Here is a 25,207-nt window from a genome sequence, read left to right as displayed (position 1 = left end):
ATAATCGCCTTTCTAACAACTGTAATAATTACAGAACTAATATATTTAGATCTATATTTTTAATTTTTTTAACAACTATTTATATATATAACTTTTATTTGCCCAAGCATACAATTATGTTTATAATTCTTGAATCAAATCTATTATTAGTTATTGCATATGGACTCAAAAAGTTAATCTCTTTATATCATATCAACAAGTTAGCTAAAGTTCAGTATTTTTACTTTAGCTAACTTGTTTTTTCAATTATATATTACAATTATTCTAATTTAAATATCTAAAACCACAATTTATTAATCTTAATTAGAAATTCTGATACACTTCTTTTTTTATTACTTTGACTATATTTTTTATTATTGAAACTAAATAATTAGATTTTTTACAAAAATTTGTTGACCTAGTTAAAATTTTAGTATACAATTTTATTGAAATTAATTATCATTATACAATGAAAAGGAGAATCAAAATGCTATTGATTTACTCTCTGATATTTACAATAGTAGTATCATTATTTTGTACGTCTAGTATTAAAAAGCATTCAAACTTATACTACATAATTGCTTTAACGATGGCTTTACTAACTAGCTACATAAATCTTTACGGAGAAACATATAATATAGAGCTACAAGGACTTCTACTAGCATCTTATAAATCATCAATGAAAGGTATTTTATCTGTAGCTTTCTTTATTATCGTAATGTTTACAGGGGCTCTTGATAAAAAGTATGTTGTAACTAAAAAACTATTAAGTATAAGAGCTCAATTAGCTATACTAGGATCTATACTTATACTTCCACATGGCTTAATATATACATATTTTATTTTTGGAGATTTTGTTAAATCACTTACGCTTCCTGGATTATCTATGATTCATCTGACTATAGGTTTAGTTGCATTTTTAGTTATGATTCCATTGTTTATTACTTCATTTAAATTTGTTAGAATCAAAATTAAGTATGTTAAATGGAAAAAAATACAAAGATGGTCGTACTTATTTTATGGGTTAACTTATTTACATGTAGCTCTTATTCTTTTAAATAAAGATAATGTAGATATATTAAAAATTGTTATTTACTCTACAATTTTTATAGTTTATACAATACTTAGAATCATGAAATGCTTTAATGAAAAGAAAGTTAAATCAATGAAAGTATCAAGTATTTAGTTGAAGTTTTTAACCATCTTTGCATACAAAAAAGGATGTCTTTTTTAGATATCCTTTTTTTATACTTATTACAGGCAAATTGATAAGATTCTTGCAACCTGTGCAACTTATTTGGATTGTAGGACAAATGTCCTCCAATATTTATCATGCAAATTAAATCTATTTTAGATTTTACTATACAATTAAATAATTATTTAATATATATTTAATAATTATTTAATTTTTTATGTCTATTGTTTTGTATTTGATTTAAATACTTTCCAATAGTTTTTACTTTGTCGGACAAGTGTCATCCATCGTTAAATGAGTATCAATTTCGATACATTTGTTTCAATCCTGTAACATATATTGATTTTAAAAATCAGCGTGCTATACTATAAAAATTAAGAGGGTTAAAAATACAGGTGTTTGTGATATAATCACATTTGATTATTTTTTATGTTATTAAGAATACCTTCATAGGTAATAGGTTTTTACATATCATTCTTAAAACAGTTAAATAAAATATATATTAATAATATAGAAAATAAGTTTATATGGTATATGTCTTTATATAATTAGACTTATACCATTTTTTTTATTAAAATACTTCAAATAGCCTCTAACACCTAGTATATGAATTGACTTATAATATATCTGGGGGATTCAATTAGATACAAACCTTAATAAATATCTAATTGATTTAAAGTTATACAAATTTTAATACATAGAATAATTTGGAGGAAATTAAAATGGCAAATGGGAGTTTTAAGGGTCTATATACGTTTCAACAAGTAGCAGATATTTATGGTTTAGATAATTCAACGTTACGAAAACAAGTATCAAATGGAAAGCTAATCGACAATGTTGAGGTAAAAAAATTCGGTAAAACTTGGTTAATAACAGAACAATCTATGATAAAACACTTTGGTGTTGATGAATTTAATTTGTATATTGGTAAAATTACTTTGGACGATTTAGATGAAGTGAAACAGAAAAAAATTAAAAAGAAAATGGATAAAAAGTCTGAGTTAAATGAACTTAAAATAGGTATTTAAAAAGTATAAATATAATCTTTTTCATTATACAATTTTTCCATAATGAAAAAGATTATATTTATTTTTTTAACTCATTAAACTTATAGGTATTATAAAAAGAAATAGTTATATTTGAATCGATTTGAATTATGATTTATCTGAATCTAGATTAATAGATTTGAAATACAATGAATTTGTGTTGGATTTGCATATATAGTCATATAAATTTTATTAAAAAATCTAATTTAAAGTATTAATTTTTCTGTTTACTAGACGTATATCTAATATACGTAAATAATTATACTTTTATATAATTTAAATAGAATCAATTAAAACCCTATATTTTTATTGATTGAGTTATATAAAGCCTAATTGTGTTTTGTTTTAATTTTTTATACTTAATACAAGTAGAATTATATTTTACCCTCATTGTATTAAATTATTAAGATTTGTCCTAATTAGCCTTCTACACACTAACCTATATAAACGGTGACGTATGAAGGTTAATTTGCTTATATATTAATATTGAATTGTATAATAAGACTTGTTCTAGTCAACTTCTCTATAATTAACATCTATTATTTGATCATTTTCTAAAAAAGCATCTTCATTATTCCTTTTGTTTTTAACAATGTATATTACAATTCCTATTATTAATAACAATGTCATAGTAATACCTCCATTTTTATTATGTCTTAAATTTTCAATTTATATTATTGATTTGCTATTTCTAATTCATTTCTTACTAGCCCTGCTCCTACTGCTAGTATAAATGGAACTATCATTAAACTCCCTATTATTGTTGTCATATTATTATTCCTCCCTCATTTTTTATCCTATACGCTTATATTTCCTAGCTTTATTGTAAATGCTTTAATATTCTATTGTTGATTAGCTGCATCTAGTTCATTACTTACTAGTCCTGCCCCTACTGCTAATATAAATGGTGCCATCACTACACTTCCTATTACTATCATGTATAATCTCTCCTTCATTTTTTATATTTATTCTATACTCTTAACTTATCTTTATCTTAAACATTTCTTAAATATTTTAAACGTCTATTGTTGGTTAGCTAATTCTAATTAACTACTCACTATCCCTGCTCCTACTGATAATATAAATGGAACTATCATTAAAACCCCTATTATTGTCATGTATAATTCCTCCTTTGTTTTATTTATTAACTCTATTATACATTTACATCCTTAAAATAGCCTTGCATCAACCTTAAAGATTTCTTACATTTTTGATATATTAAATTTATTATTATAATAAGTCTAAAAAACAAAAACAGATATATAAAAAGGAGCATCATTAATGATGCTCCTTTTTATATATCTGTTTTTTTAGTTACAGTTTAAAACATTTTCAATTGATTTTTTAAGTGATTCAATAAATTTATTTTGAAGTTGATTTGATAATTCTAATACAGATAGATACGGGTTTAAATCTTCTAATTCAACAAGTAAAAGATTGCCTTCTTCATCTCTGCATGCATCAATCCTTTGGATACCATGATCTATATTATTCCATTCAACAAACTTCATCGCAAACTCTAAGTCAGCTGCAGTGGCCTCATATTCTTTTAATTCCCATCTCTTGCTTTTGTCTGGTGCATAAAGGGCATATTGGAACTCTTTATCTATATAGTAAAAAGATACTTCATATTCAAAGTTTATCGCTGGCTGAATTAATGTATTAAAATCATCCTTTTGAACTTTTTCATATAATTCTTCTTTTGTTACAAATTCCATTCCTATTGAATCTGCTCCATCTTTTGGCTTTATAACATACTTATCTACTTTAGGTAGCTTATTGATATTATTAATTGAATCTACAGTACTGATTACAGGATATCCTAAGTTAGTTAATTCAATTAGATAGTCCTTTCCATTCATATCTCCCTTTCCATCAAATGAGTTATATGTCTTTAAATTATTTCTTTTTATTTTTTCTCTAAAATCATTATACTCTTTTGGGAAATTTGCAACAGGACCTGCATTTCTAAATATAGTTAAGTCAAAATTATCATTAAACTTGTTCATATCTTTTGGATTACAAATAACTAGGTTAAATTTATCTACTAATTTAGATGTTATAAAAAGGTCTTCTTCATAGTAATTTCTTCCGTTCGCTTTATAATATAAATCTGTTACGAATAATATTTTTTTCATAATAGCGCACTCCTTTTTAATACATTCTATCAGATTGAAAAATATTTACAAGAAATTTTTAAAATTCAGAATTATTATTTCATAAATAATTAAATACTTCTTATATTTTCATTTTGGGCTTAAATTCTTGTTTATTAAAGTTTAAAAGGTCAAAATAATTCCAATTTTTTTGACCTTTTAAACTTAAATAATGTATATGTTATAGTATTTTAAATATATACATCGTTTAATTCAATTATATTTTTTATATTTCTATTAATTTTAACTATTAATAAATAATCCACTTATAAAATAATATAATGTTGTATTTGAAAAATTAATAAATTAAGAGTTAAACTGTTTTTTTAATGGGTAATATAAACATAAGCACCTTCTAATTTAACATAATAAAAAAGCACACAAAATATAGACTCTATATTTTGTGTGCTTTTTTATTATGACCGTATAGGTATCATTATCTTCAAAATAAATTCAGTCTCAGAGAAATTCACAGCAACTTCTCCATCATACTTATCTACAGTTCTTTTTATACTTGCTAACCCTATACCATGTTCATATTTATTATATTTACTTGTTTGTATTCCCTTTTTGGTAAGGTTAATTTTATTTTGTTTAGTGTTTATAATTTTTATTATACAAAACTGGTTAATGTAGGTTACTTTTACCTCTATTTTCTTATCAATCCCACAATCTATTAATTTACATGCCTCTATTGAGTTATCTAAAGCATTTCCAAATATGGAACATACATCTATATTACTTATAAATCCTAATTTCGAGAAATTTATATTCGATTCAAACTTAATATTATATTTATTACACTCATGTATCTTTTGGCTTAAAATTATATCTAAAGTCTCATTCCCTGTATGAGAGATACTATCGAACATTCTTATTTCGAAACTTAAGTTATCTATGTATTTAATAATATCTTCTTTACTATTGTAATTTTTTATACACATCATATGATTCTTTAAATCATGATATACATGCCTTAAACTACTATGGACCTCATATATATTTTCATAATTTTTATAATTCATTTGAGTCCTTTCGTTTATAAGCTCTGTTTCAAGTTTAAGTCTATCAGATCTTCTAATTCTAGCTATAACTACTAGTAACGAAATAGTTGATAGCATTAAAAGCATTGTTATTAATATTAAAAATACAATATTTAATTTGATTAATATCCTATTTAAAAAATTATATCCAAAAACTAACAATAAGCTTAATATATTGTAACTTATAGAAAGACCTATAAGAGCCATGTCTTTTGGCTTAAACTCTAATGCCAATTTAAAGTACCTTAGTAGTACAAACTCTATTAACAGTAATACTTTAGATAGTATAATTGCTTGAATTACATACTTTTTTTGATTTATTAGGTAATTTATATCTGGTATGTTATTAATTGCAGCTATAGCACCAACTGATGCAGTCTCTACAACCATTACACTTATCCAAAACAATATAGTTACTATTACACATTTCACTAAAAATTCATCATATACTAGGTTATAGTATATAATTCCAATTATTATATATAATAAAATCCTAAAACTTCGAAATATATTTGATACACTTATCACTACTAAAATACAAATTAAAATACCTATATACTGGAAAAGCTTTATATTACTAATCTTTCTAATACTTACTACATCTAGTGTACAAAAAAATATTATAAAATTCATAAATACTATTGAGATTTTAAATATATCTCTAGTGTCTATACCTACTTTATTTAACATACTATATCCCCTAGAGTATTGGTTATTGCTAGTTTTAATCCTTTAGTTCTGTACCTACTTACAGGTATTTTCATGTCATTTATAAATATATATTCACCATCCATAGATTCAATTTCTTTTAAATTAACTAAGAAACTATTGTGACATCTATAAAAACTATATTCTTCTAATATTCCCTCGATTTTTCTCATACTCATTCTTACACTATGAACTTTTTTATTTGTATAAATTAATAAATTAGGCCTTTGAGTCTCAATATACAGTATAGAATCTATTTTTATTCTATCTATATAGTTCTTTGTGTTAATTGTTAAATAATTGCTATTTCGTCTTTTTAATTCCTTTACACATGGTATTATATGTTTATTTAATTTATCGAAATCTATAGGTTTTAATAAGTACCTATAAGCTCTTACTTCATATCCTTCTTGCATAAATTCAGAATAAGAAGTCATAAATATAATTTCTACGTTACTATCAAATGTTCTAATCCTTCTAGCTGTATTCATCCCATCGATGCTATCCATTTGTATATCTAAAATCAAGATATCTAAATTATTAGGGTAATTCTCTAGTAGCTCTTCTCCAGATGTAAATTCATGGATTTCGTAACTCTGTGCATTTGATTGTAATATTTCTTCTAAATATTTTCTAATAATTGACCTATAATGCTTTTCATCATCGCATATGCCCAGTACAACCATTTAAAAATCCCCCTAACATATTTTTTGTCATTACATAATATCTTATATCGGTACCTTTTTCTAGTTTTTAAAGATAATTGTCTCAGTTTAGTTATTTTTTATATATTCCAGTTAATTAACTTAACACAAAAAGAAGTATTCAATTTGAATACTTCTTTTGTTAAGTTAATTAAATTTATGTTTATAACCCTAAAACACAACTATTAAAAATCTAAATATACCCTTTTCTATTTAGATTTTAATTAACTTTTATATACTTTTATCGACACTATGAGTTTGAATTTGAATTGAGATACTTAGTTCATACTTTTATGTATGTACTTATTTACAAACTATATAAAAAGTATACGTCTAAAAAAAACTTTGTTCAATGCTTTGTTGCATACTAGGCCTTAACTTATACATTTTAGATATTTTTTAATTAAAAGCTAAATTTCAACTAAATACGCAATTTTTAAATAGTATAATAATATGGAGGACTAGTGTCCTCCATATTGTTGGGGGTGGTAACTTGGAAAATAAGAAAGATTGGAGCTATGATAAAAAAATAGATTATATAATTAGTCTCCAGGAAAAAGGGCTATCAAGAAAAGAAATTGCTGAAAAAATGAGTTATACAAGAGTTGATACTTTAGATAGATTTATGAAAAAATATGGATATCAAAAATTTGATGGTAAATTCATTTTAACCGTGGATAATATATATCCTAAACATAACTCAAAGTCGCTTATTTCAAGCAATTATGACCCATTTTCATTAAATTCAAATCAACTATTTAATAACTATGAATTTCAAGAAAAAATATTAAATATCGTTAAAAATTACGATAAGATAATTAGTCTTATAAATAACTTCGAATCTAAGGAGGACAATTGTCCTATAGATGTAATCGAGGTAAAGTCTGGCCTTCAAATAAATTTCAATAAATCTGAAGTTATAAAAACTACAATCAGATTAGATAAAGATATATGGAATGATTTTTCTGATTTATGTAAAAATAAATATTCTCATTTAAATAAACATGACATTATAAGTAAAGCATTTTTAGAGTTTATAGATAAATATAATTAACTTTATTGATATCTAGCTTTTAAATGTAACACTAACTCAAACCCAATATAATCAAATGGTGACTTCATACATATATTAGTTGATAAAATAAGGAGGACAAACGTCCTCCTTATTTTATTTATAAGCCTATATTTATATATTCAGCTTATCATATCCCTTTATAATTATTTTAACATGACGATAATTATATTTAGAATCACTATTTCTTTAATATAACAATGAGGTGACCCCTATGAGAATCGAGTACAATGACAATAAATCTATTTTAAAATTCAACTTTTTAAAAAACAAAGATTTAAAAAAGCAAAGTAACTTTTATTTTATTTTTGGAGTAATAATTTATATAATCTATACCATTAATACTTTTAAATCTTATACTATAATAGATGAAAGTTTTAAAGTGTTTTTCATTAGCTTATTTTTTAATTTTATATTAATGATATTAACTTTTATAATTTTTCATTTATTCTATTTTACAAAATATAATAGTGAATTTATACCTACAAATACTACTTTAATTATTACAGTAATTACTTTTCTTCCATCTGTAGTATTATTGTTTTTATCTATTTAAAAATTCACATTTGTAAAATAATCAGCATATATTTAAAAGTAATTAAATATACATTTAATAGTGTATTTAATAATTATCTCTAATTTTGAAAGAGACTTGTTATCACGAAATAAGTCTCTTTTTTCTATACTTAAATAAAATTATCAACACTAAAACACTAAATAAAAAATAAAAACGAGGTGTTAGTATAATGTTTCTACTCGACTTTATGGGCATAAGCTATTCAAATTGGCTCTGGATTGACTATGCTTTATTTGTATTTGCCATATTTATAATATTGAGTGTGATTTTCTATTTTGGTCATGGTTTCTGTATCATGTTCAAACAGAAAAAAGACGCAAAAAAACAAAATACAAAATCTAATTGATTTCAGACTGAATTCTATAATGGTATTAATATTTTATCTTTAAAGAGCTATATTTTTAGCTCTTTATTTTTAATTTTTATAATATGTTAAATTAGTATTTAAAAAGCATTTAATTAATGATAAAATATAGATTAAACTACTATTAAATGTATATTTAATATAAAAAGGAGTAATAAAAGTGGCTAAAAATCAAACAATTTTAACACATATGAGCTTTAAGGGTGGTAGTTCCAAAACATGTTTAAATCTAAATTTTATACATCAATTTTGTACAAACTATCCCAATAAAAAAGTATTGTTTATAGATGCTGATCCTCAATCAAATGCATCAGTATTTTTATTAGGAGAAGAAGTAATTCAATCCAATATATATACTTTGAAAGATGGGTTAGAGAGCAATATTGAAATAGATAAGTTAATTATGAAATCTCCTCTAAGTAAATTTCAAAACTTAGATATTATAGCAAGTAATATAGATATGGTTACTCTTGAATTAGTTCTTAATACAAAAGCCGGTAAAGAATATACTTTATTGAATTACTTAACTGACGATAAGAATATAGATGTTTTTTCAGAATATGATTTAGTGTTATTTGATTTAAATCCTGCTATATCTGTTTTAAATACAAATGTATTTATATGTTGTACAGATATTGTACCTATAATAAACTACGGATGTTATAGTACACTAACAGGTTATGATTTGTTATTAAAAACCTATGGAGATATCAAGAAAGCTCTTAGAATAGATAAAGACGATATAAGAAAACCAGTTATCACTAAATTTGAAAAACAAGAAAACAACAAAATTAAAATGTGGCTAGAGTGTGCTACAGAAAAAGGAATTTTAGGAAATACATTTAAACAGACTATGAGAAAGTCTGTTCACTATGAAAACTCAATATTATATAATGAGTCAATTAGTGAGTATGTAAAAGTTAAAGAAAGAAAAATAAAAACTGATATAGGAAATGAAATTTCCGACTTAATAAATGAATACATAGAAGAAGGTTTAATAGTTATTTAATGAAAATTTTTTAACTATTAAAAATACATTTAATCAATATTAAATATTTATTAAATATTAGGAGAGAAAGCTATGACTATTGAAAATCCAATGTTAAATAAGAAAAGCAGTTTATTAAACATAAAACAAAAAGTAGATGAAAAATCAACGGGCCAAGAATTTATTGAAAATAAAAATACTGATATTAATGTATTTGATTTAATAAATAAACCCAAATTAAAAGAAGAAAAAGTTATGATTGGAATTAAATTAAAAAAGGAAATCGCTGATAAGGTTAAATCTTTTTCTTATGAAAATAATATGACTGTTTCTCAAGTCTTAGAAGATATAGTCTGTAAGATGTTTGATTCAGTTGAGCTTAATGTAGACGCCTTAACTGCATATGAAGAGAAGTATAAGAAGAAATCAAAAAAAACTAAAAAATAGATTAATAAATGCATAAAAGGGAGGACAATTGTCCTCCCTTTTATGCATTTATTAATCTAAATTAGATACTTTACTAATCTTGTAGAAAGTTTTTATTCCATTGTTTTTTATCTTGCTATTTCTTGGAACTTGAAAAACCAATAGTATAAAAGATAATATATCTACTGATGCTCCTGCAGCATTAACAATTGCCAAAATTAAAATAATCATAGGGTTTACCCCTAATAAGGTCATTATAATTGGCATTACAAATGACAATATTATAAATGGCATTATAGTTACTATCAAGTATCTATTTCTACTAATTATTTCTTCTGTATAAACAAAACCACCCCATAGTTTTACTGAAATAAATGTTGATTTAGAGTTTGCAAAGTTTGGAATACATACTAAATGAATAACTTCATGTAAAAGTATATACACATATATGTATACTATATATATAAGCTTAATTGTAAAAACAAATTTTCCATCATAAAAAATAGAGTTTATAATTGTCAATAAGTCTTTATTTATAAGCTTAATAAAAAATATACACAAATAAATATTTATAATTGATATAGGTAATGATATTAGAGTTGCTGTAACTAAGTTTCGAGGTTCTTTTAACATTTTCCAACCAGTACTAAGCATGTCCTTATTTAAATTAATATCTGTATCTGGTATTTTACTTATATACTTCATAAAAATTTCCTTTCATTTACATGTATGTGCATTCTATATAGCCTTATTTTACATCATTTATCATTTTATTGAACTCTTTTTCTGTAAATGATCCAACATGCTTTTCACCATTTAAATAAAGTGTAGGTATAAAATCTATTCCAAGATCATCTCTTTCAGACAGAATATGTTTTTGCATCTCAACTCTATCTTTTTTAATAGCACCTAGTTTAAAAAACTCTTCAACATCTTTCACGTTTTTCATTTTACTCCATGTTTTATAATTATCCATTATATAATCTACCGTTTCTATTTTATCTAGGTTATCAATTCTGTTGAATATAACATCATCATACTTAAACTTTTCAAAATCAACATGATTTACTACATAATATATTTCACCATTTTTAATTTTATCTCTTAATGTATCTCCTATATTTTCATGTAACTCGTAGCAGTCTATACATTGAAAACTCATATATTCTACCATTTTTATTTTGGCATTAGGGTCTCCATATGCTAGCCCGTACTTTGTATATATAGTTTCTTTACCTTTAGAGTATATTGAATATGCTGATATACAGATTGCAATAAAAGCAATAAATAAAACTAATTTAACTACTCTTTTCTTATCCATTTGCCCTCTTTCCTTTTTCATAGAAATTTTTACAAAACTTTGTTCTTGAAACTATGTATACTAATCCAATAAGTACTATATATAAAACTATGTATATTAAAACTAAGTTTGAACTTATGTTTAATTTGAAACTACTTTGTGCTACATCTAGCACAACTCCACCATTAAATAAGTTTACGCTTTTATTACTTATCAAGGAATATAATAAGTAAAAAATTATACTAAACGGTATAAGTATAAAATATGCAGCAGATATAATTCCTAATGTTTTTTTCATTTTATAGCTCCCTTCATTAGTTTTTTCATTAGAACTTTCCTAAGTATTCCTTTCCCATCTTGTGTAAAAGGTAATAAATTTATTGCATTAATTGCAAATCCTATTCCTAGAGTAAATATCATTATACTTTGTATTTTTATTGAAATTACTATTATTATTATTCCTAAAATACTTGGAATCAATGGGCCTAGCAAAATAGATAATAAACTAGATTCGGTATTTACCTTAACTATGCTTACTGTAAATCTTCTTGCTAATATATATCCACGAAATTCTTGATTTTGAATTTTACTAACAGCTATATGAATCCATTCATGCATAACAAATCCACTTATAATCGAAAGTATAAAAACAATGTAACAATTAATTGCATAATTTATCTTCTCATTAAACTCAGATGCTAAATTATGTTTAAATAAGTAAATAGTTATAAATGTAATGACCCACATTACAAACAATTTTTTCGTTACTACATAAAGTAAAATAATCAAAGATCCAAATTTAGATTCAGAAACAGAGTATCTTTTCTTATACACATATTGAAATATGCTTATGTTTAAAAATAAAACTACTATTTTATTCCCTATTACCTTACTTTCAACTAAGTTTTTATCTTGTAAATTGCTTAATATATTTATTACATCTCTCTCTAATACAGCCTTTTCTACATTATACTTTTTGAGTAACTCTTCAACTATATCGTCTATAGTGTTTTTGCCATTAACTAACTTTAAAATTTCATAAGCAACTCCATTTAGTGTAATACTTTTATTTAAATCTTTATCAAAAATTAAATTTTCATTTAAATCTACGCTCTTGGGAATAATAAAAACTGTTTTTATTTTTAATAATGCTTTTATCTTTTCAATTAAAAATGTAAATAGATTCATCTAATCTCTCCTTTATAAATTAAAATGTATTATTTAAATATAAATTTAATCTAATTTAGAATTTAACTTATAAAGCTTTGGTATCATCAACGTTATAGCTACTACAGATATAAAAATAAGTTGATATATATATGCACCACTAAATGTTAGTGATATTATAGAAATCAAAATACATATTGCCGCAAAAGATAAAAATACAATTATATTTGAAAATGGCTCTTTTTCTCTAACTGGAATTACAATACCATATGTGTAAATCACTATAACCCCCATTGCAGTGTACATTAATCCACTTTTAAATAATTCTATGTTTATACCTAAATACGTAAATACGATAAAAAATAATATCGTATACAGCAATATCCCAATAATAAGATTTCCTATTAGTTTTCCATAAGAAATTAACTTACTAGAAATAGGAACTATATTAGAGTAAATAGTGAAATTTCTATCTTCACCAAATGAGCTTAGTGCAAATATTGAACAAAAACTTGATAAAATTAAATTAGCAATTGTTTTGTCTATAGTGTTTGGATCCAAAAAACCTACAGATATAATTATGCATATTAATACAAAGAAATTTGAAATATTAGTCTCACTTCGTACAATATGTTTAATTTCTTTTATTACAATCCATAACATTTTACCTTTGTATTTTGGTATATATTTAAAAAGCATTAAATTTCTATTATCAAGTTCAATCCCAGCAAATACAATCGTTATTAATATTCCTAAAATCAAAATTATTCCACTTAGAATCAAACAGACTTTTGCATCTTTATAGTTAAAGTATCCATATCCCAAACACATATCTATAACAGGTAATAAAATATTTACTATTGATATCCTATATGTATTACTTTTAACTAAAAGATTCTCTAAGTTTATTTTGCTAACTAAATAAATAAACGTATTTATTCCTAAAATAATTGAGGCTAATTCTCTGATAAACTTTTTATGTGATATAAAATATAGTAATCTAATTATTAATAGATAAATAATATTTAATAAGAAATATGTCAATAATGATTGCAGAATTACAGATATTAAATATATAATAATAATTTTTATATCAACCTTTGATCCTATAAATGATGGTAGGTGAAAAAATGTTACATAGCATAGATTGGTAATAATTATAAAAAATAATTCTTGAATTGTTTGTGCACATATCTTCTCTCTTTTTGTAAGAGGTAACCATTTTATCATTCTGCTATAATTGCTGCTATCATTATCTGAGTTGATTAGTATTATGTATATAACAAAAGTAATTAAAGTTACATTTAGCATACTTGAGGAAACAAATGAAAAAAGCATACTTTTATTTCCACTAATAATAGCATTAATCATAGGCGAAAATATCTTATACGAGATTATGGTTCCTAAAAGAATAAAAAATGGTACTACAATAGATATAAAAACAAAATATTTTTTAATTTTATTGTATAAACTATTTTTAATTCCCTTAAGCATTGTTGTTAAAATTAGAAATGATTTCTCCAATCTCATTTTTTCTGTCCTCCCCTATAGCAACTTTCATAAAAACTTCTTCTAAGTCTTCACATTGAAATTCTTCTTTTAAAAGATGACTTGTACCCTTTGCTACAGTATTACCTTTGTAAAGCATTATTACCTCATCCGATAATTCTTCAATTAAATTTAAATCATGTGAACATAATAATATACTTCCTGAGCTTATAAAACTCTTAAAAAGCTGTTTTGTTATTATAATTGATTCTATATCTAACCCTCGGAAAGGTTCATCTATAATTATTACTTCGCTTTCTAATGAGAAAGCAACTATTATCTGAAGTTTTTTCTTCATCCCATGTGAATATTCTTTTATCAAGATATCTAAAAAGTCTTTCATATTATATAGTTTGATTAATTTTTTTAATTTATCGTTTTTCTTTATAGAGTATACTGATAAAATAAAATCTATATATTCTCTTCCCGTCAATGACTCTGGAAGTATCAATTCATCTGGTATATATCCAACTTTCTGTTTAAATTTTAGACTATCATTTTTATAATTTTCATATAATATTTTACCTGTATCACTTTTGATAGTCCCTAAGATTAAATTAATTGTTGTAGTCTTTCCAGATCCATTAGGACCTACAAGTCCTAAAACTTTATTTTTATTTAAAGAAAAACTGAGATTTTTTATAGCAACAATTTTATTGTTATAAGTTTTTGTCAAGTTCTCTACATAAAGCATAGTTTACACATTCCTCCCAGTACTTAAATCAATTTACAGACTTAGGTGTCCTAAATTTAAATCTTTCTCTTTTGTTATAGTTTTAAATTCTTTAGTATAATTTTAATAAATTAAAGTCCTATCTATTTACACTCTATATTAACGTTAAGCCCATTTTCCCACTTAACTCCACCAGTGAAACTTCCTTTACCTTGAACTAAACACCAAACTGCAGCTCCTAAAACAACAGTAGCTCCTAATGCTAAAAGTACTGCTACGAAAACTAAAAACCATGCTTGTTCCTCAGTTATTTCAAAATTATCACACTCTATTACAGGTGCATTGTATTGTATTAATTCCATTTCCCAATCTCCTCCTATAATTTAAATAGAACACCTAAGTCAAAAGACATTGTTAGATATTTGACAACCTTGTCTTTGTATACATTGTTACATATCAAAAAATCGTTTGCAATATTCAGCTCGAATAATGTCAAAATTTTTATATAATTTAATAAATTGAAATAAGTAAACGTATTTAGTTAATCTACTACATATGTTATGTAAGAATATTGGAATTTCATAATATTCACTTTCATGATGGAAGGATACTTTGAAAATAATTTTTTATATTTTACATATTAAAAATCAAATAAGTCTATTTTTGTTGAAATTTGCGTAATTTTGTATTTTTTCGTCATTTCATTCTCTATTAGCTAACTTTTTCTCTTTTCTAAAATTTAAAGTTCGGATTTAATTTAATAATATTTATTCTAAGTATTAAAATAAATATTATTGTAAGTAGTTAATTCTAACCTATATGTTAAAACTTTTAAAAATACTTTATATTTAAAATGAAAAATTTATATTACTCTAAGTAGATGCTCATTTTAATCCCATTTTATTTGATTTCGCTCCATTTAAATTGATTTATTTTACTTAATATGTATAATAATTATCAATCTGAGTTAACTACAAATATGTAAAGGAGTTCATCATGGTTTTAATATCTTTATTCCAAACCTTAAGCATTCTGTTATTAATTAATGTATTTGTAATTATATTTATATCAATTTTTAAGTTTTTAAAATCTAATAATCAAATCGATACTGAAATCAATAAATTAAAAGATAAGGAATAATATAAAGTTTTATATTGTAACTAATTTTAATTAGTTTTTTTTTATTTGTTATAGTAAAATTTTACTCAAATCAATATTAGGAGGATTTAAATTATGGAGAAAAAACAATATGTTTGCCCTAAATGTTCAAATACATCTTATGAAAGTGATCAATTTCAAGCTACAGGTGGAAACTTTGCAAAAATATTTGATATCCAAAATAAAAAATTTATAACTATAAGCTGTACTAAGTGTGGATACACTGAACTTTACAAAAGCAATACATCAGATGGATGGAATATTTTAGATTTTCTTATAGGTTAATATATCAAATTCAAATAAAAAAGGGATATTATATACTAATATTCCTTTTTTATTTGAATTTGATATTACGTCTCTCATCCTATTTTATAAAAATTACAGTTTTTTCGATCTTTATCTTCCGTTTTTAGCTAAATTTTCTAAATTGTAATATATTTACCCATTTTGATGTGCAAAAACTTTCTCATAGCCTCTGAGGCGTTTTTATCGATATGTAAACTTTATTCTTTGATAGTTAAAACTTTCTTAAAAAAGATTTTTATTCAAAGTCAAAAAATATATTACTAATAAGTATAATTAAATTAAGTATTAGGATAGCAATATAAATATGTCATATTGATAATATGTTTTGATTTAAATAGATTAAACTAGAACAGAAAAGTACCTTTACTAGTCTTTACTATTATTTAAAATAGTATTTAATAGTATTTATAGTATTTAAGTAGCAGTGAAAGCCTTGAAATTACTTCTACTGAAGCAATTAAAAGTGTCATCTTGATAATTAAAAGTGTCACCTTGATAATTAAAAGTGTCATCTTGATAATTTTTATGTGTCACCTTGATAATTAAAAGTGTCACCTTGATAATTAAAAGTGTCACTTTGATATCATTAAAAGTGTCACTTTGATATCATATTAATATAGCAAAAAGTTAATACTGTTAAATTAAAGTGTCAAAATTGTAAAAGTGACACTTTAAAATTATACATATGATATACTAGGTTTAGTAGTTAATAGAATTGGGGGATATTATGAGTAATTTAACTGATATAGAAAATCCAAAAATACTTATGAAAAACAATGTGCTAATACAATCTAAATATAGTTTAACATTGAATGAAAATAGAATATTTTTGTTAATACTTTATAAACTTCAAAAAAACTATAATGGATCAATGCATTGTGATATTCATTATGATGAATTTAAAGAAATAATAAAAAGAACGAATGATAGAACTGTAAAAAAAATAAGTAGCTATTTAGAAGGTCTTATGAACAAAAGTATATTTTTCATTGAAAAAAAGAGAAATGATAAATTGATTTGGGGACAATACAATTTTATATCAGGATACCAGTTTGATGAAGAAACTCAGATTTTTAGAATCGAAAGCCCAAAAAAAATTTATACTTTACTAGATCAATACTTAAAGACAGGATATACTCCGGCAAACTTAGCTATACTATTTAGTTTAAAAAATTATAATGCTCAAAGATTATATGATTTAATAAGAGTTTGGTCAGGAACTAAACAAACTATAAATTATAAAATTGAGGATATAAAGATGTATTTAATGCTAGAAGATAGTTATCCTCAATATTCAAATTTTAAAAGACGTGTAATTTTACCAGCAATAAAAGAGTTAAATGAAAGTGGTTTTTTTGAAATAGATATAAAAGAAAATAAATCAGGAAGAAAAGTTGAATCAATAGATTTTATAGTAAAAGACTTAGATAAGAGAAAGTATTTCTCTAAAGATGATGTAATTGATCAAATTGGCGAGTCTAATATTTATGAACAGTCAACTGTACCTGAACCATTTGAAGAAAATAAAATAAATTTAAAGACAGAGAAATCTATTTTAAATAGAGAATTTTTTGTTCCAGATGAAACAGTTTTTACAAAAGGAACCTTAAGAAGTTTTAAAATGGATTTCGAAAATATAGACTTTAAAAATGATTACATGAAAAAAGCATTTGATGATGCGGTTATGATAACTCTAGATAAAGACGATGTTGAAACTATAAAAGCCGTATCATATAAATTCTTTAAGGGAACCTTAGATAATAAAATTTTGGAGTACAAGAAAGAGTGTGAGGAAGATTTAAAGCATAAAGAAGAAATGGATTTATTTTGGTAGTCTTAAAATATGTCAACTTGATAATTACAAAAAAAGTTTAAATAATCAAATGTATATAGATATTAAACATTTCAATTATAGTAGAAATAGTAGACAAATAAATCAAAATGTGTCATATTGATAATTTTAAAAAATTATTATGTATCAAAACTTCAAGTTAAATGCTAAGTGATTGAAAATACTAACATTTAACTATCTAAAATTATAATGATTTCAAAAAAAATTTATATAAAAGCAACACATTGATAATTAAATTAAAAAAGATACTGTTTTTTAATTAAAAAACAGTATCTTTTTGATTAACTATAGCTATTTACCATCTTCAATATCTTCAACATATTCTAAAATATCTCCTGGCTGACAGTCTAATATTTTACAAATACTATTTAAAGTTGTAAACCTAACAGCTTTAGCTTTATTATTTTTTAATATGGAAAGATTAGCCATAGTGATTCCAAGCTTTTCAGAAAGTTCCGTTGAACTCATTTTTCTCTTTGCCATCATTACATCTAAGTTAACTATAATCGCCATAATATCTCCTTATATAGTCTTATCATTTTCTTCCTTTATTTCAATTGCCATAGTATATAACCTACCTAATACCAAACTTAAGAATCCTATAGCTAAAGAAATAAATGAAACTAAAATAGCTGGTATTATGTTAAGGGCATAAAGGTAAACATTAAATAAGTAACATAAAAATAATTGTACCACATTAAATATCAAAATTTCACTAAAAGCACATATTGCTATGGATTTTAGGTGATAAGGAATTTGTCTTGAAAAAGGATTTTTTCTAGCTATTAAATTACATAATTTTTTTAATGATATTAATGCTATTAAATAAGGAATTGCACATATATATACTCCTAAAGATAAAATAATAGGTATATTTGAGCCAACTATACCTAGACTGCTTTTAAAAAAAGCTGTAAGCCCTAGTGGTAAGAATAGAAGTAGAAAGATTGTTAGTCCTATCCCTACCAAAACAATGTTATTTAGTATTTTTGAACTAATATTTTTTTCCATAATTATGACCTCGATTTTTTTATTTGATGTTTTTTATTTTAACTATTTCGTAATTGATTTTATATAAAACAAAACTAAAAAGTCCTATAAATAAAGAAATAAATGAAATTAAAACAGTTGGAATTAGGTTAATCGAATATAAATAAATATCAAATAAATTACACAAAGATAATTGTACCATATTAAATACAAATAATTCACTAAAAGCACATAATGATATTGTTTTTAATAAATAAGTAGTTTCCATTGAAAATGGATTTTTATTATATATTAAAGCACATAATTTTTTAAGTGTAATTAATGCTATTAAATAAGGAATTATGCATATATAAACTCCGGTTGAAACAAATAAAGATATATTTCCACCTACTAATCCCAAAGTATTTTTAAAAAAATAGTTGAACAATAAAGGTATAAGTAAAAATAATATTAGAGTTATAGATATACCTATTGAGACAATATTATTTAGAATTCTTGAACTAAAATTTTTATTCATTATTTCATATCCTATTTTAAAATATATCTATTGACTAATATGTTTTTTCTTAAATAGAGATAGTATAACCCTAGAAATTAAAGCTAAAATTCCTATGAAAGAAAATAACCAGAATATAGGTATTAAGAAAAATGGTTCTATAAGAGTTCCATCTGCAGCAACTTCAGATCCTATAATATTGAAAATTACTAAGCATCCTATTGCTATTAAAAATGGTATTGAATATAATATATTTTTTTTCATTGTAGACTCTCCTTTAAATTTGCTTTAATTAAATTATAACAGCAAATTATAATAAATCAATATTAAATTATTGTTTTTCGATAAAAAAATATTCTTTAGGAATATTTGAATATAAATCAAATGATGAAATTTCATAAAATATTATATAGATTTTAATTAGATATTTATATGAAATAAGGTTAAATAATTTATAATTATAAATAAAAAAGGATCTAAAAGATTAAATAATAAAAATCTTTTAAATCCTTGTTAAAATGTATAAAAATAATATTAATTAATCCATTCAACTTATATTTTCTAAACAGTTAATCATAATAACCATTAATTACTTTAGAGATAGTACATATACTCCAATTAGAAATATTGCTTATTTCTCTATAAGTATACTTTTTCATATTGAATAAATTTTTTATATTGTCTATATCATTTTGTGATATTTTTTTACTTCTTGGCTTTAAATTTGGATTAAACTCTTTAAGTTGATTTTTTAATTTGGCTATTTCATTTACGGATTCTTTATAGTATTTTCTCCACTCATTAATAAGATTTTCTTGCTTTTCCATTTCAGATTTTAATTTAACAACTTCTTCTTCTAATTTTGAAATTTTAATTTCGAGTCTAGTTTTTTCAAATTGAAGTTTTTCAACTTGCTTTTTATTAGATAAACTAATCATAAAAAACCTCCGTTAATAAGCTACTTAACATTAACTGTAGTATATTCTAAAAAAAAATCAACTATTTTTTTTGAAAATCTAAATTTATTATTGTTAATAAGCTAAATAACAAATAGAAAATAAAAACTATTAAATTCCTAGTTGAAATAAATATTTGCAAATGTGAAGAGCTTTAAATATTTATGTGTAAACTAAAAAGCTGAATTGAATACATTATTATTATGAATTTTTAGATATTAATTAAATTAACAAAAAAAGATTGAACAGAAGGGGTAGATTGACACATGGAGGAGAAACACAAAGAAGAGTACTTTAATATTATTAAGGAAATCTTGGGTACTGAATCTAACATAAGTAAATCCTTTGATGTATTACTAAATAAAATTATACTAAATGAATTTGATTCTATAGATGACTATAACTATAAATTAAATTTAATAAAAGATATTTTAAGATATCATAACGAAAGAACGTATTTATTACAAAAAATATTGCATGATTATTTAAATTTAATTACATTTTCAAATGAGTTTAAAGATTTAAAAATTAATGATAATACATCTAAAGATAATTACATTAATAAAAATAATTTAAATAAGGATTTAGAAGAATTAAAAATTGATGATGACTATGAAATAATAGATAGGTGCAAAGTAGATTAATACTTATAATTTTGTATATATACAATTTAATTATGCAATAAAAAAAGATTAAATATACATTTAATCTTTTTTATGGTTTCTTGTTTTTTGTTGAAATAATTTGTTATTTTTAAATGAGATTTTTATAAATGCAAATATACATAAAATAGAAAGTAAAAAAAGTAGTATATATGAAAGTAAATTTTTTATACCAAATAATAAAATTACATTGATAATTAAAAAAGTTCCATAAAAAACATACTTATTTGCATCTTTATCATCTGTATGATTTAAACTTAGTGCCAATATAGACAATAAGATAAAAATCAAATTTGTTAGCATAATTATCACCTACAAAGTTATTTTTATTTAATAAACTACTTTAATATGTATAGTAATAAGTTATACCCGTATATATGCTTTTGTAGCAGAAAATTCATATATATGGACAATATATTAATACTTAATTATATTTAAACTTTTAAATACTAAAGATAACAGGAAGTATATATTAAATTAATTTTAGTATTTAACTATTTTAGTGATTTTATATTTTCAATTATATGATCATGTATTTCAAGCAATGAATCGATATCTTTAGAATCTAGACCATCAAGAGCTAGTAACATTGCTTTATAAGCATATGCATTATTTTGTGATTGGTGGTAAAGGTAATCACCTTTTTCTGTAAGATTTAGTATAATCTTTCTTCTATCTATTGTTGATGATTTTCTTTCAACTATATTTTGTTCAACTAATTTATCTACTATTAAGCTTACAGAACTTTTTGAAAGAGACATTGACATTACCTCAGTAAGATTTTTTAGTGTTAAGTCTGAATTTGTAGCTAATGCATTCAAAATAGATAATTGTTGTATAGTCATACCCAGTTCATGAGCATTTTTTTTTGTAAAATCACTAGTTTCTTTTATCACTGAATAAAATGATTGCAATACTTCTATTGCTTTTTTTAATTTAGCGTCATTATAATCCATGAGTGCCCTCCAAAAAATATTTTATGTTTAAATAGTTTTATATTAAAATTATTTAAACATAAAAATTTATTGATGTCAATTTTTATATACTATAATTATAGTATATAAAAATCCATCAGAAAACATTAATATGAAGTCTGATGGATTTACTATTTAATATATAACTAGTACTTTAAATTAGGATCTTTTCTATAGTTAGTATTGTTCTCATATACATTAGCTATTTTTAATAATTTACCTTCTTCAAATTTAGATCCTACAAAAGTAATACCTATTGGTTCTCCATTACTTTTATATTCAGCAGGAACAGTAAGAGCTGGATAGCCTGCAGGTGCATATGCGGTTGCAGCTTGATTACTTAAAGATACTATTATATCTGCATTTTTCAATATGTTATCTATTTCTTTACTAGCTATTTTTTTATTAGACTCAACTAAGTTTTTATATTCATCAAGAGACATTTTATTTGCTAGAGATTTTTCTAATAAATCTTGCCCATAAGGAGCTCTGTTTTCTAAATCATCTTTATTAATATTAACTATATCTTTTAAACTGCTTACACCATTAATCTTAGCAATTTTTAGATACTTGTCCATATCAAATTTAAAACCAGCCTCTAATGATTCACTCATTTTTACATTGTTAATTTCATCAGAGAAAGAAACTATATGAGTTTTAGCTCCCATATTTTTTAGATCTTTTTGTATACTATCAAAAAAAACTAAGTCACTATTTCTAACAGCGAGCGGTTTCAGTATAGCTATTTTCATGCCTTTTATTGATTTTTCATTTAAATACCTAATATAATCTTCATCTAAGTTTTTAGAGGCTATTGTATCTTTATCATTTGTATCATATCCATATATAGAACTAAGTATTAAAGCCGCATCATCAACATTTTTAGAGATTACACCAGCTGTATCTTGTGATTCAGCTATAGGGACTATTCTATTTCTACTAACCAACCCTATAGATGGCTTTATTCCTACAACAGAATTCTGACTAGCTGGATATATTATAGATCCAGCTGTTTCAGTTCCTATTGATGCAACAGAAAATCCACTAGCAACAGATGATGCTGATCCAGAACTAGATCCTCCAACATCGAACTTACCATAAGGATTTTGTGTTTGGCCTCCTAAAGCTGAGTATCCACTAGAGGATTTTGTTGACATATAGTTTGCAAATTCGCTAAGGTTAGTTTTACCAAGTATAATAGAGCCTTCTTCTCTTAACTTTTTAACAATAAAAGAATCTTCATCTAAAATAGAATCTTTTAAAGCGTAAGAACCTGCAGTAGTATGCATTTTATCTGAAGTACCTATATTTGCTTTTAACGTTATTGGAATACCATATAACTTTCCAGATCTTGTTCCTTTATCTTTTTCTCTTGCAATTTTAATTACATCTGGATTTAATTCTATTATTGAATTTAGTTTATTTATATCATATTTTTCAATTTTTTTTAAATAATAAATAACTAATTCCTCACAAGTAAGTTTTTTAGAATCATATAGAGATTGAATATCTTTTATATTTGCATTTGATATCAAATCACTAATGTTCTTGAATTTTAAATCACTCATTTGATCTAATTCAGCTTTAAATTGATTTATATTAATATCATTTTTTGATTTAGTAACTTTTTTTTCATCATATTGCATTTTAACTTGTTTCTTAACACTATCTTCAATCATAAACGAAGCGAATTTAACCATTATTTTTTGAAAATTAAAGGCTATAATAACAATGAATATAACAATTACTATTAATGAATATTTTAAAAAATTTTTCACGATTTCTCTCCTCATATTTATAATTTAAGACTAGTTAATTTTAATTAAATTATAAATTAGTATTTATTTTTTTAGTGTTACCTCCTTGAGGAAATTCTATCATAGAAAAAAGGAATTAAATCTTAACGTTTCCTTTCCTTAAGTGTCTTTTTCGTAACATATATGAGAAGATGTTAATATATATGAATTATTTTGATTTGATTATTAAAATGAGAGTGTAAAATTTGCAATTAAGATTAAAATGGAGATAATAAAAAAGGTGACCTAAAACTCAGATCACCTTTTTAGTATCTTTAGTGTTGTAAAATTATAAATAATTAAATCAGCCAATCGTAAATCGAAACATTAGTATTTGAGCATTAAAAAGTAAATAATGCGATGGTTGATATTGTAGATAAAAATCCTAGAATTAATCTCCTAGAGTTAAATCCTTTTTTATATCTAATTAAATATAGAAATAAATTACAAAATAATAAAATCATTAAAATTTCAAGAACAATTTTTTTTACAATAAAATTAGTAGGCAAAGCTGTAACTGTTATAAACATCTCAGATAAAGTAATTAAACTTAGAACTATAAAAATTGATTTTTTTCTTAGTACTTTTCCTTTTTTAAATAAAGTAAAAAATAAAGTTAATAGACCTGTTAGTATAAAAAATATACCTATGATTGTCATTAATAAAAATACCATAAATTCTCCCTTTTTAATTTTAAATATGCATGTAGAGTAGAAATAATACTATTAAACAGGTTATATTATTTAACGATAACATGACAAACTTAATAATTATGCATTTTGATATAAAAATTAGTCTTATATTTATATACTATTTTTCATTATATAGAGACCGATAAAGTTATAATACGGCGATAATATCAATTATTATATAGTAAAGTTAATAAATTATTATTTTATAAATCATAGTTATATGGTTTTAATGTTTAGCTAGGTTATAAAGCATTTAGAATAGAACTCAATTACATATTTAATTTGCTAAATTCTATGATATAACAATATATTTTACCTAGTTATGGAAATATATTGTTATACAATTTAAAAACAAAAGAATGTCTAGATAAATCTAGGC

At 23.4% G+C, this 25,207-nt stretch carries 26 protein-coding genes; 8 read left to right on the top strand and 18 right to left on the bottom strand.

The genetic code is table 11. The annotated features are described in order from the left end of the window. Positions 1 to 466: 466 nt before the first annotated feature. Both RWY47_RS14440 and RWY47_RS14435 read left to right on the top strand, forming a co-directional pair. Entirely contained in the window at positions 467 to 1,165 is a 699-nt protein-coding gene (locus RWY47_RS14440; RefSeq protein WP_167402756.1) for a ferric reductase-like transmembrane domain-containing protein, read from the top strand. Positions 1,166 to 1,896: 731 nt separating this feature from the next. Then, complete coding sequence (locus RWY47_RS14435) at positions 1,897 to 2,202, top strand: helix-turn-helix domain-containing protein (protein ID WP_021434368.1); 306 nt, start codon at positions 1,897 to 1,899, stop codon at positions 2,200 to 2,202. Positions 2,203 to 3,530: 1,328 nt separating this feature from the next. Here the strand turns inward: RWY47_RS14435 and RWY47_RS14430 are convergent. The 3 genes from RWY47_RS14430 to RWY47_RS14420 all read right to left on the bottom strand — a co-directional run bounded on the left by RWY47_RS14430 (position 3,531) and on the right by RWY47_RS14420 (position 6,813). Beyond that, the gene (locus RWY47_RS14430) at positions 3,531 to 4,358 is read right to left on the bottom strand and encodes a hypothetical protein (protein WP_168932738.1); all 828 of its coding nucleotides are present in this window, start codon (positions 4,356 to 4,358) and stop codon (positions 3,531 to 3,533) included. Between the two features lie 434 nt (positions 4,359 to 4,792). Beyond that, positions 4,793 to 6,109, bottom strand: coding sequence for a sensor histidine kinase (locus RWY47_RS14425; RefSeq protein WP_199874435.1), 1,317 nt, complete (start codon positions 6,107 to 6,109; stop codon positions 4,793 to 4,795). After that, positions 6,103 to 6,813: a LytR/AlgR family response regulator transcription factor gene (locus RWY47_RS14420; RefSeq protein ID WP_142730627.1), complete on the bottom strand. Its 711-nt coding sequence runs from the start codon at positions 6,811 to 6,813 to the stop codon at positions 6,103 to 6,105. Before RWY47_RS14420 ends, RWY47_RS14425 begins: the two co-directional genes overlap by 7 nt. A gap of 511 nt (positions 6,814 to 7,324) precedes the next feature. Here RWY47_RS14420 and RWY47_RS14415 point away from each other — a divergent pair. The 3 genes from RWY47_RS14415 to RWY47_RS14405 all read left to right on the top strand — a co-directional run bounded on the left by RWY47_RS14415 (position 7,325) and on the right by RWY47_RS14405 (position 10,279). Then, positions 7,325 to 7,885: a hypothetical protein gene (locus RWY47_RS14415; protein ID WP_150841972.1), complete on the top strand. Its 561-nt coding sequence runs from the start codon at positions 7,325 to 7,327 to the stop codon at positions 7,883 to 7,885. Between the two features lie 1,119 nt (positions 7,886 to 9,004). After that, a complete protein-coding gene (locus tag RWY47_RS14410) occupies positions 9,005 to 9,853 on the top strand; it encodes a ParA family protein (protein ID WP_021430853.1) in 849 nt (282 codons plus the stop codon). Positions 9,854 to 9,925: 72 nt separating this feature from the next. Beyond that, a complete protein-coding gene (locus RWY47_RS14405; RefSeq protein WP_021430852.1) occupies positions 9,926 to 10,279 on the top strand; it encodes a hypothetical protein in 354 nt (117 codons plus the stop codon). A gap of 51 nt (positions 10,280 to 10,330) precedes the next feature. On the opposite strand, the gene RWY47_RS14400 is transcribed toward RWY47_RS14405, so the two are convergent. From RWY47_RS14400 to RWY47_RS14370, 7 genes are all read right to left on the bottom strand, one after another. Further along, the gene (locus RWY47_RS14400) at positions 10,331 to 10,963 is read right to left on the bottom strand and encodes a DUF3267 domain-containing protein (protein ID WP_224171169.1); all 633 of its coding nucleotides are present in this window, start codon (positions 10,961 to 10,963) and stop codon (positions 10,331 to 10,333) included. 43 nt (positions 10,964 to 11,006) lie between these two features. After that, a complete protein-coding gene (locus tag RWY47_RS14395) occupies positions 11,007 to 11,579 on the bottom strand; it encodes a thioredoxin domain-containing protein (protein ID WP_224171170.1) in 573 nt (190 codons plus the stop codon). After that, positions 11,572 to 11,856 carry a hypothetical protein gene (locus RWY47_RS14390; protein WP_021430849.1) on the bottom strand — a complete coding sequence of 95 codons (285 nt, stop codon included), beginning with the start codon at positions 11,854 to 11,856 and terminating at the stop codon, positions 11,572 to 11,574. The genes RWY47_RS14395 and RWY47_RS14390 overlap by 8 nt, the downstream gene beginning before the upstream one ends. Next, complete coding sequence (locus RWY47_RS14385) at positions 11,853 to 12,746, bottom strand: PqqD family protein (RefSeq protein ID WP_025162589.1); 894 nt, start codon at positions 12,744 to 12,746, stop codon at positions 11,853 to 11,855. Before RWY47_RS14385 ends, RWY47_RS14390 begins: the two co-directional genes overlap by 4 nt. A gap of 45 nt (positions 12,747 to 12,791) precedes the next feature. After that, positions 12,792 to 14,255, bottom strand: coding sequence for a hypothetical protein (locus tag RWY47_RS14380; protein ID WP_025162590.1), 1,464 nt, complete (start codon positions 14,253 to 14,255; stop codon positions 12,792 to 12,794). Next, positions 14,212 to 14,967 (bottom strand): ABC transporter ATP-binding protein, encoded by a 756-nt coding sequence (locus RWY47_RS14375; protein WP_224171171.1) that lies wholly within the window; start codon positions 14,965 to 14,967, stop codon positions 14,212 to 14,214. The genes RWY47_RS14380 and RWY47_RS14375 overlap by 44 nt, the downstream gene beginning before the upstream one ends. Before the next feature lie 122 nt (positions 14,968 to 15,089). Further along, a complete protein-coding gene (locus tag RWY47_RS14370; RefSeq protein WP_021430845.1) occupies positions 15,090 to 15,308 on the bottom strand; it encodes a hypothetical protein in 219 nt (72 codons plus the stop codon). 871 nt (positions 15,309 to 16,179) lie between these two features. Here RWY47_RS14370 and RWY47_RS14365 point away from each other — a divergent pair. Both RWY47_RS14365 and RWY47_RS14360 read left to right on the top strand, forming a co-directional pair. Then, positions 16,180 to 16,389: a zinc ribbon domain-containing protein gene (locus RWY47_RS14365; protein ID WP_021430843.1), complete on the top strand. Its 210-nt coding sequence runs from the start codon at positions 16,180 to 16,182 to the stop codon at positions 16,387 to 16,389. A 748-nt stretch (positions 16,390 to 17,137) separates the two neighbouring features. Beyond that, the gene (locus RWY47_RS14360) at positions 17,138 to 18,244 is read left to right on the top strand and encodes a replication initiation protein (protein WP_168932744.1); all 1,107 of its coding nucleotides are present in this window, start codon (positions 17,138 to 17,140) and stop codon (positions 18,242 to 18,244) included. A gap of 309 nt (positions 18,245 to 18,553) precedes the next feature. Here the strand turns inward: RWY47_RS14360 and RWY47_RS14355 are convergent, their stop codons facing one another. The 5 genes from RWY47_RS14355 to RWY47_RS14335 all read right to left on the bottom strand — a co-directional run bounded on the left by RWY47_RS14355 (position 18,554) and on the right by RWY47_RS14335 (position 20,686). Beyond that, a complete protein-coding gene (locus RWY47_RS14355) occupies positions 18,554 to 18,775 on the bottom strand; it encodes a helix-turn-helix domain-containing protein (RefSeq protein ID WP_021430841.1) in 222 nt (73 codons plus the stop codon). A 9-nt stretch (positions 18,776 to 18,784) separates the two neighbouring features. Beyond that, a complete protein-coding gene (locus tag RWY47_RS14350; protein ID WP_021430840.1) occupies positions 18,785 to 19,273 on the bottom strand; it encodes a DUF2975 domain-containing protein in 489 nt (162 codons plus the stop codon). 19 nt (positions 19,274 to 19,292) lie between these two features. Then, a complete protein-coding gene (locus RWY47_RS14345; RefSeq protein WP_224171172.1) occupies positions 19,293 to 19,769 on the bottom strand; it encodes a DUF2975 domain-containing protein in 477 nt (158 codons plus the stop codon). A gap of 27 nt (positions 19,770 to 19,796) precedes the next feature. Further along, the gene (locus RWY47_RS14340) at positions 19,797 to 20,012 is read right to left on the bottom strand and encodes a DUF3955 domain-containing protein (RefSeq protein WP_224171173.1); all 216 of its coding nucleotides are present in this window, start codon (positions 20,010 to 20,012) and stop codon (positions 19,797 to 19,799) included. Between the two features lie 305 nt (positions 20,013 to 20,317). Next, positions 20,318 to 20,686 carry a hypothetical protein gene (locus RWY47_RS14335; RefSeq protein ID WP_025161738.1) on the bottom strand — a complete coding sequence of 123 codons (369 nt, stop codon included), beginning with the start codon at positions 20,684 to 20,686 and terminating at the stop codon, positions 20,318 to 20,320. 284 nt (positions 20,687 to 20,970) lie between these two features. Here RWY47_RS14335 and RWY47_RS14330 point away from each other — a divergent pair, with 284 nt between their 5' ends. Next, positions 20,971 to 21,348: a hypothetical protein gene (locus RWY47_RS14330; RefSeq protein WP_170075845.1), complete on the top strand. Its 378-nt coding sequence runs from the start codon at positions 20,971 to 20,973 to the stop codon at positions 21,346 to 21,348. Between the two features lie 512 nt (positions 21,349 to 21,860). Here RWY47_RS14330 and RWY47_RS14325 read toward each other — a convergent pair. From RWY47_RS14325 to RWY47_RS14315, 3 genes are all read right to left on the bottom strand, one after another. Continuing rightward, the gene (locus RWY47_RS14325; protein WP_150841990.1) at positions 21,861 to 22,322 is read right to left on the bottom strand and encodes a MarR family winged helix-turn-helix transcriptional regulator; all 462 of its coding nucleotides are present in this window, start codon (positions 22,320 to 22,322) and stop codon (positions 21,861 to 21,863) included. Between the two features lie 164 nt (positions 22,323 to 22,486). Next, positions 22,487 to 24,118 carry an amidase family protein gene (locus tag RWY47_RS14320; RefSeq protein ID WP_224171174.1) on the bottom strand — a complete coding sequence of 544 codons (1,632 nt, stop codon included), beginning with the start codon at positions 24,116 to 24,118 and terminating at the stop codon, positions 22,487 to 22,489. A 359-nt stretch (positions 24,119 to 24,477) separates the two neighbouring features. Continuing rightward, positions 24,478 to 24,810 (bottom strand): hypothetical protein, encoded by a 333-nt coding sequence (locus tag RWY47_RS14315; RefSeq protein ID WP_224171175.1) that lies wholly within the window; start codon positions 24,808 to 24,810, stop codon positions 24,478 to 24,480. Positions 24,811 to 25,207: the final 397 nt, after the last annotated feature.

The organism is Paraclostridium sp. MRS3W1 (assembly GCF_032465715.1).
Classification (GTDB): domain Bacteria; phylum Bacillota; class Clostridia; order Peptostreptococcales; family Peptostreptococcaceae; genus Paraclostridium; species Paraclostridium dentum.
Note: the sequence above shows the minus strand (reverse complement) of the source record. Positions and strands in the feature narration are given on the sequence as shown.

Excerpts from the sequence above, each read along its gene's own strand:
- RWY47_RS14400 (WP_224171169.1), bottom strand. The coding sequence starts at position 10,963 with ATGAAGTATATAAGTAAAATACCAGATACAGATATTAATTTAAATAAG.
- RWY47_RS14365 (WP_021430843.1), top strand. The coding sequence starts at position 16,180 with ATGGAGAAAAAACAATATGTTTGCCCTAAATGTTCAAATACATCTTAT.
- RWY47_RS14340 (WP_224171173.1), bottom strand. The coding sequence starts at position 20,012 with ATGAAAAAAAATATATTATATTCAATACCATTTTTAATAGCAATAGGA.
- RWY47_RS14405 (WP_021430852.1), top strand. The coding sequence starts at position 9,926 with ATGACTATTGAAAATCCAATGTTAAATAAGAAAAGCAGTTTATTAAAC.
- RWY47_RS14385 (WP_025162589.1), bottom strand. The coding sequence starts at position 12,746 with ATGAATCTATTTACATTTTTAATTGAAAAGATAAAAGCATTATTAAAA.
- RWY47_RS14345 (WP_224171172.1), bottom strand. The coding sequence starts at position 19,769 with ATGAATAAAAATTTTAGTTCAAGAATTCTAAATAATATTGTCTCAATA.
- RWY47_RS14375 (WP_224171171.1), bottom strand. The coding sequence starts at position 14,967 with ATGCTTTATGTAGAGAACTTGACAAAAACTTATAACAATAAAATTGTT.
- RWY47_RS14420 (WP_142730627.1), bottom strand. The coding sequence starts at position 6,813 with ATGGTTGTACTGGGCATATGCGATGATGAAAAGCATTATAGGTCAATT.
- RWY47_RS14370 (WP_021430845.1), bottom strand. The coding sequence starts at position 15,308 with ATGGAATTAATACAATACAATGCACCTGTAATAGAGTGTGATAATTTT.
- RWY47_RS14335 (WP_025161738.1), bottom strand. The coding sequence starts at position 20,686 with ATGATTAGTTTATCTAATAAAAAGCAAGTTGAAAAACTTCAATTTGAA.
- RWY47_RS14380 (WP_025162590.1), bottom strand. The coding sequence starts at position 14,255 with ATGAGATTGGAGAAATCATTTCTAATTTTAACAACAATGCTTAAGGGA.
- RWY47_RS14315 (WP_224171175.1), bottom strand. The coding sequence starts at position 24,810 with ATGGTATTTTTATTAATGACAATCATAGGTATATTTTTTATACTAACA.
- RWY47_RS14350 (WP_021430840.1), bottom strand. The coding sequence starts at position 19,273 with ATGGAAAAAAATATTAGTTCAAAAATACTAAATAACATTGTTTTGGTA.
- RWY47_RS14440 (WP_167402756.1), top strand. The coding sequence starts at position 467 with ATGCTATTGATTTACTCTCTGATATTTACAATAGTAGTATCATTATTT.
- RWY47_RS14390 (WP_021430849.1), bottom strand. The coding sequence starts at position 11,856 with ATGAAAAAAACATTAGGAATTATATCTGCTGCATATTTTATACTTATA.
- RWY47_RS14330 (WP_170075845.1), top strand. The coding sequence starts at position 20,971 with ATGGAGGAGAAACACAAAGAAGAGTACTTTAATATTATTAAGGAAATC.
- RWY47_RS14360 (WP_168932744.1), top strand. The coding sequence starts at position 17,138 with ATGAGTAATTTAACTGATATAGAAAATCCAAAAATACTTATGAAAAAC.
- RWY47_RS14395 (WP_224171170.1), bottom strand. The coding sequence starts at position 11,579 with ATGGATAAGAAAAGAGTAGTTAAATTAGTTTTATTTATTGCTTTTATT.
- RWY47_RS14430 (WP_168932738.1), bottom strand. The coding sequence starts at position 4,358 with ATGAAAAAAATATTATTCGTAACAGATTTATATTATAAAGCGAACGGA.
- RWY47_RS14355 (WP_021430841.1), bottom strand. The coding sequence starts at position 18,775 with ATGGCGATTATAGTTAACTTAGATGTAATGATGGCAAAGAGAAAAATG.
- RWY47_RS14325 (WP_150841990.1), bottom strand. The coding sequence starts at position 22,322 with ATGGATTATAATGACGCTAAATTAAAAAAAGCAATAGAAGTATTGCAA.
- RWY47_RS14435 (WP_021434368.1), top strand. The coding sequence starts at position 1,897 with ATGGCAAATGGGAGTTTTAAGGGTCTATATACGTTTCAACAAGTAGCA.
- RWY47_RS14425 (WP_199874435.1), bottom strand. The coding sequence starts at position 6,109 with ATGTTAAATAAAGTAGGTATAGACACTAGAGATATATTTAAAATCTCA.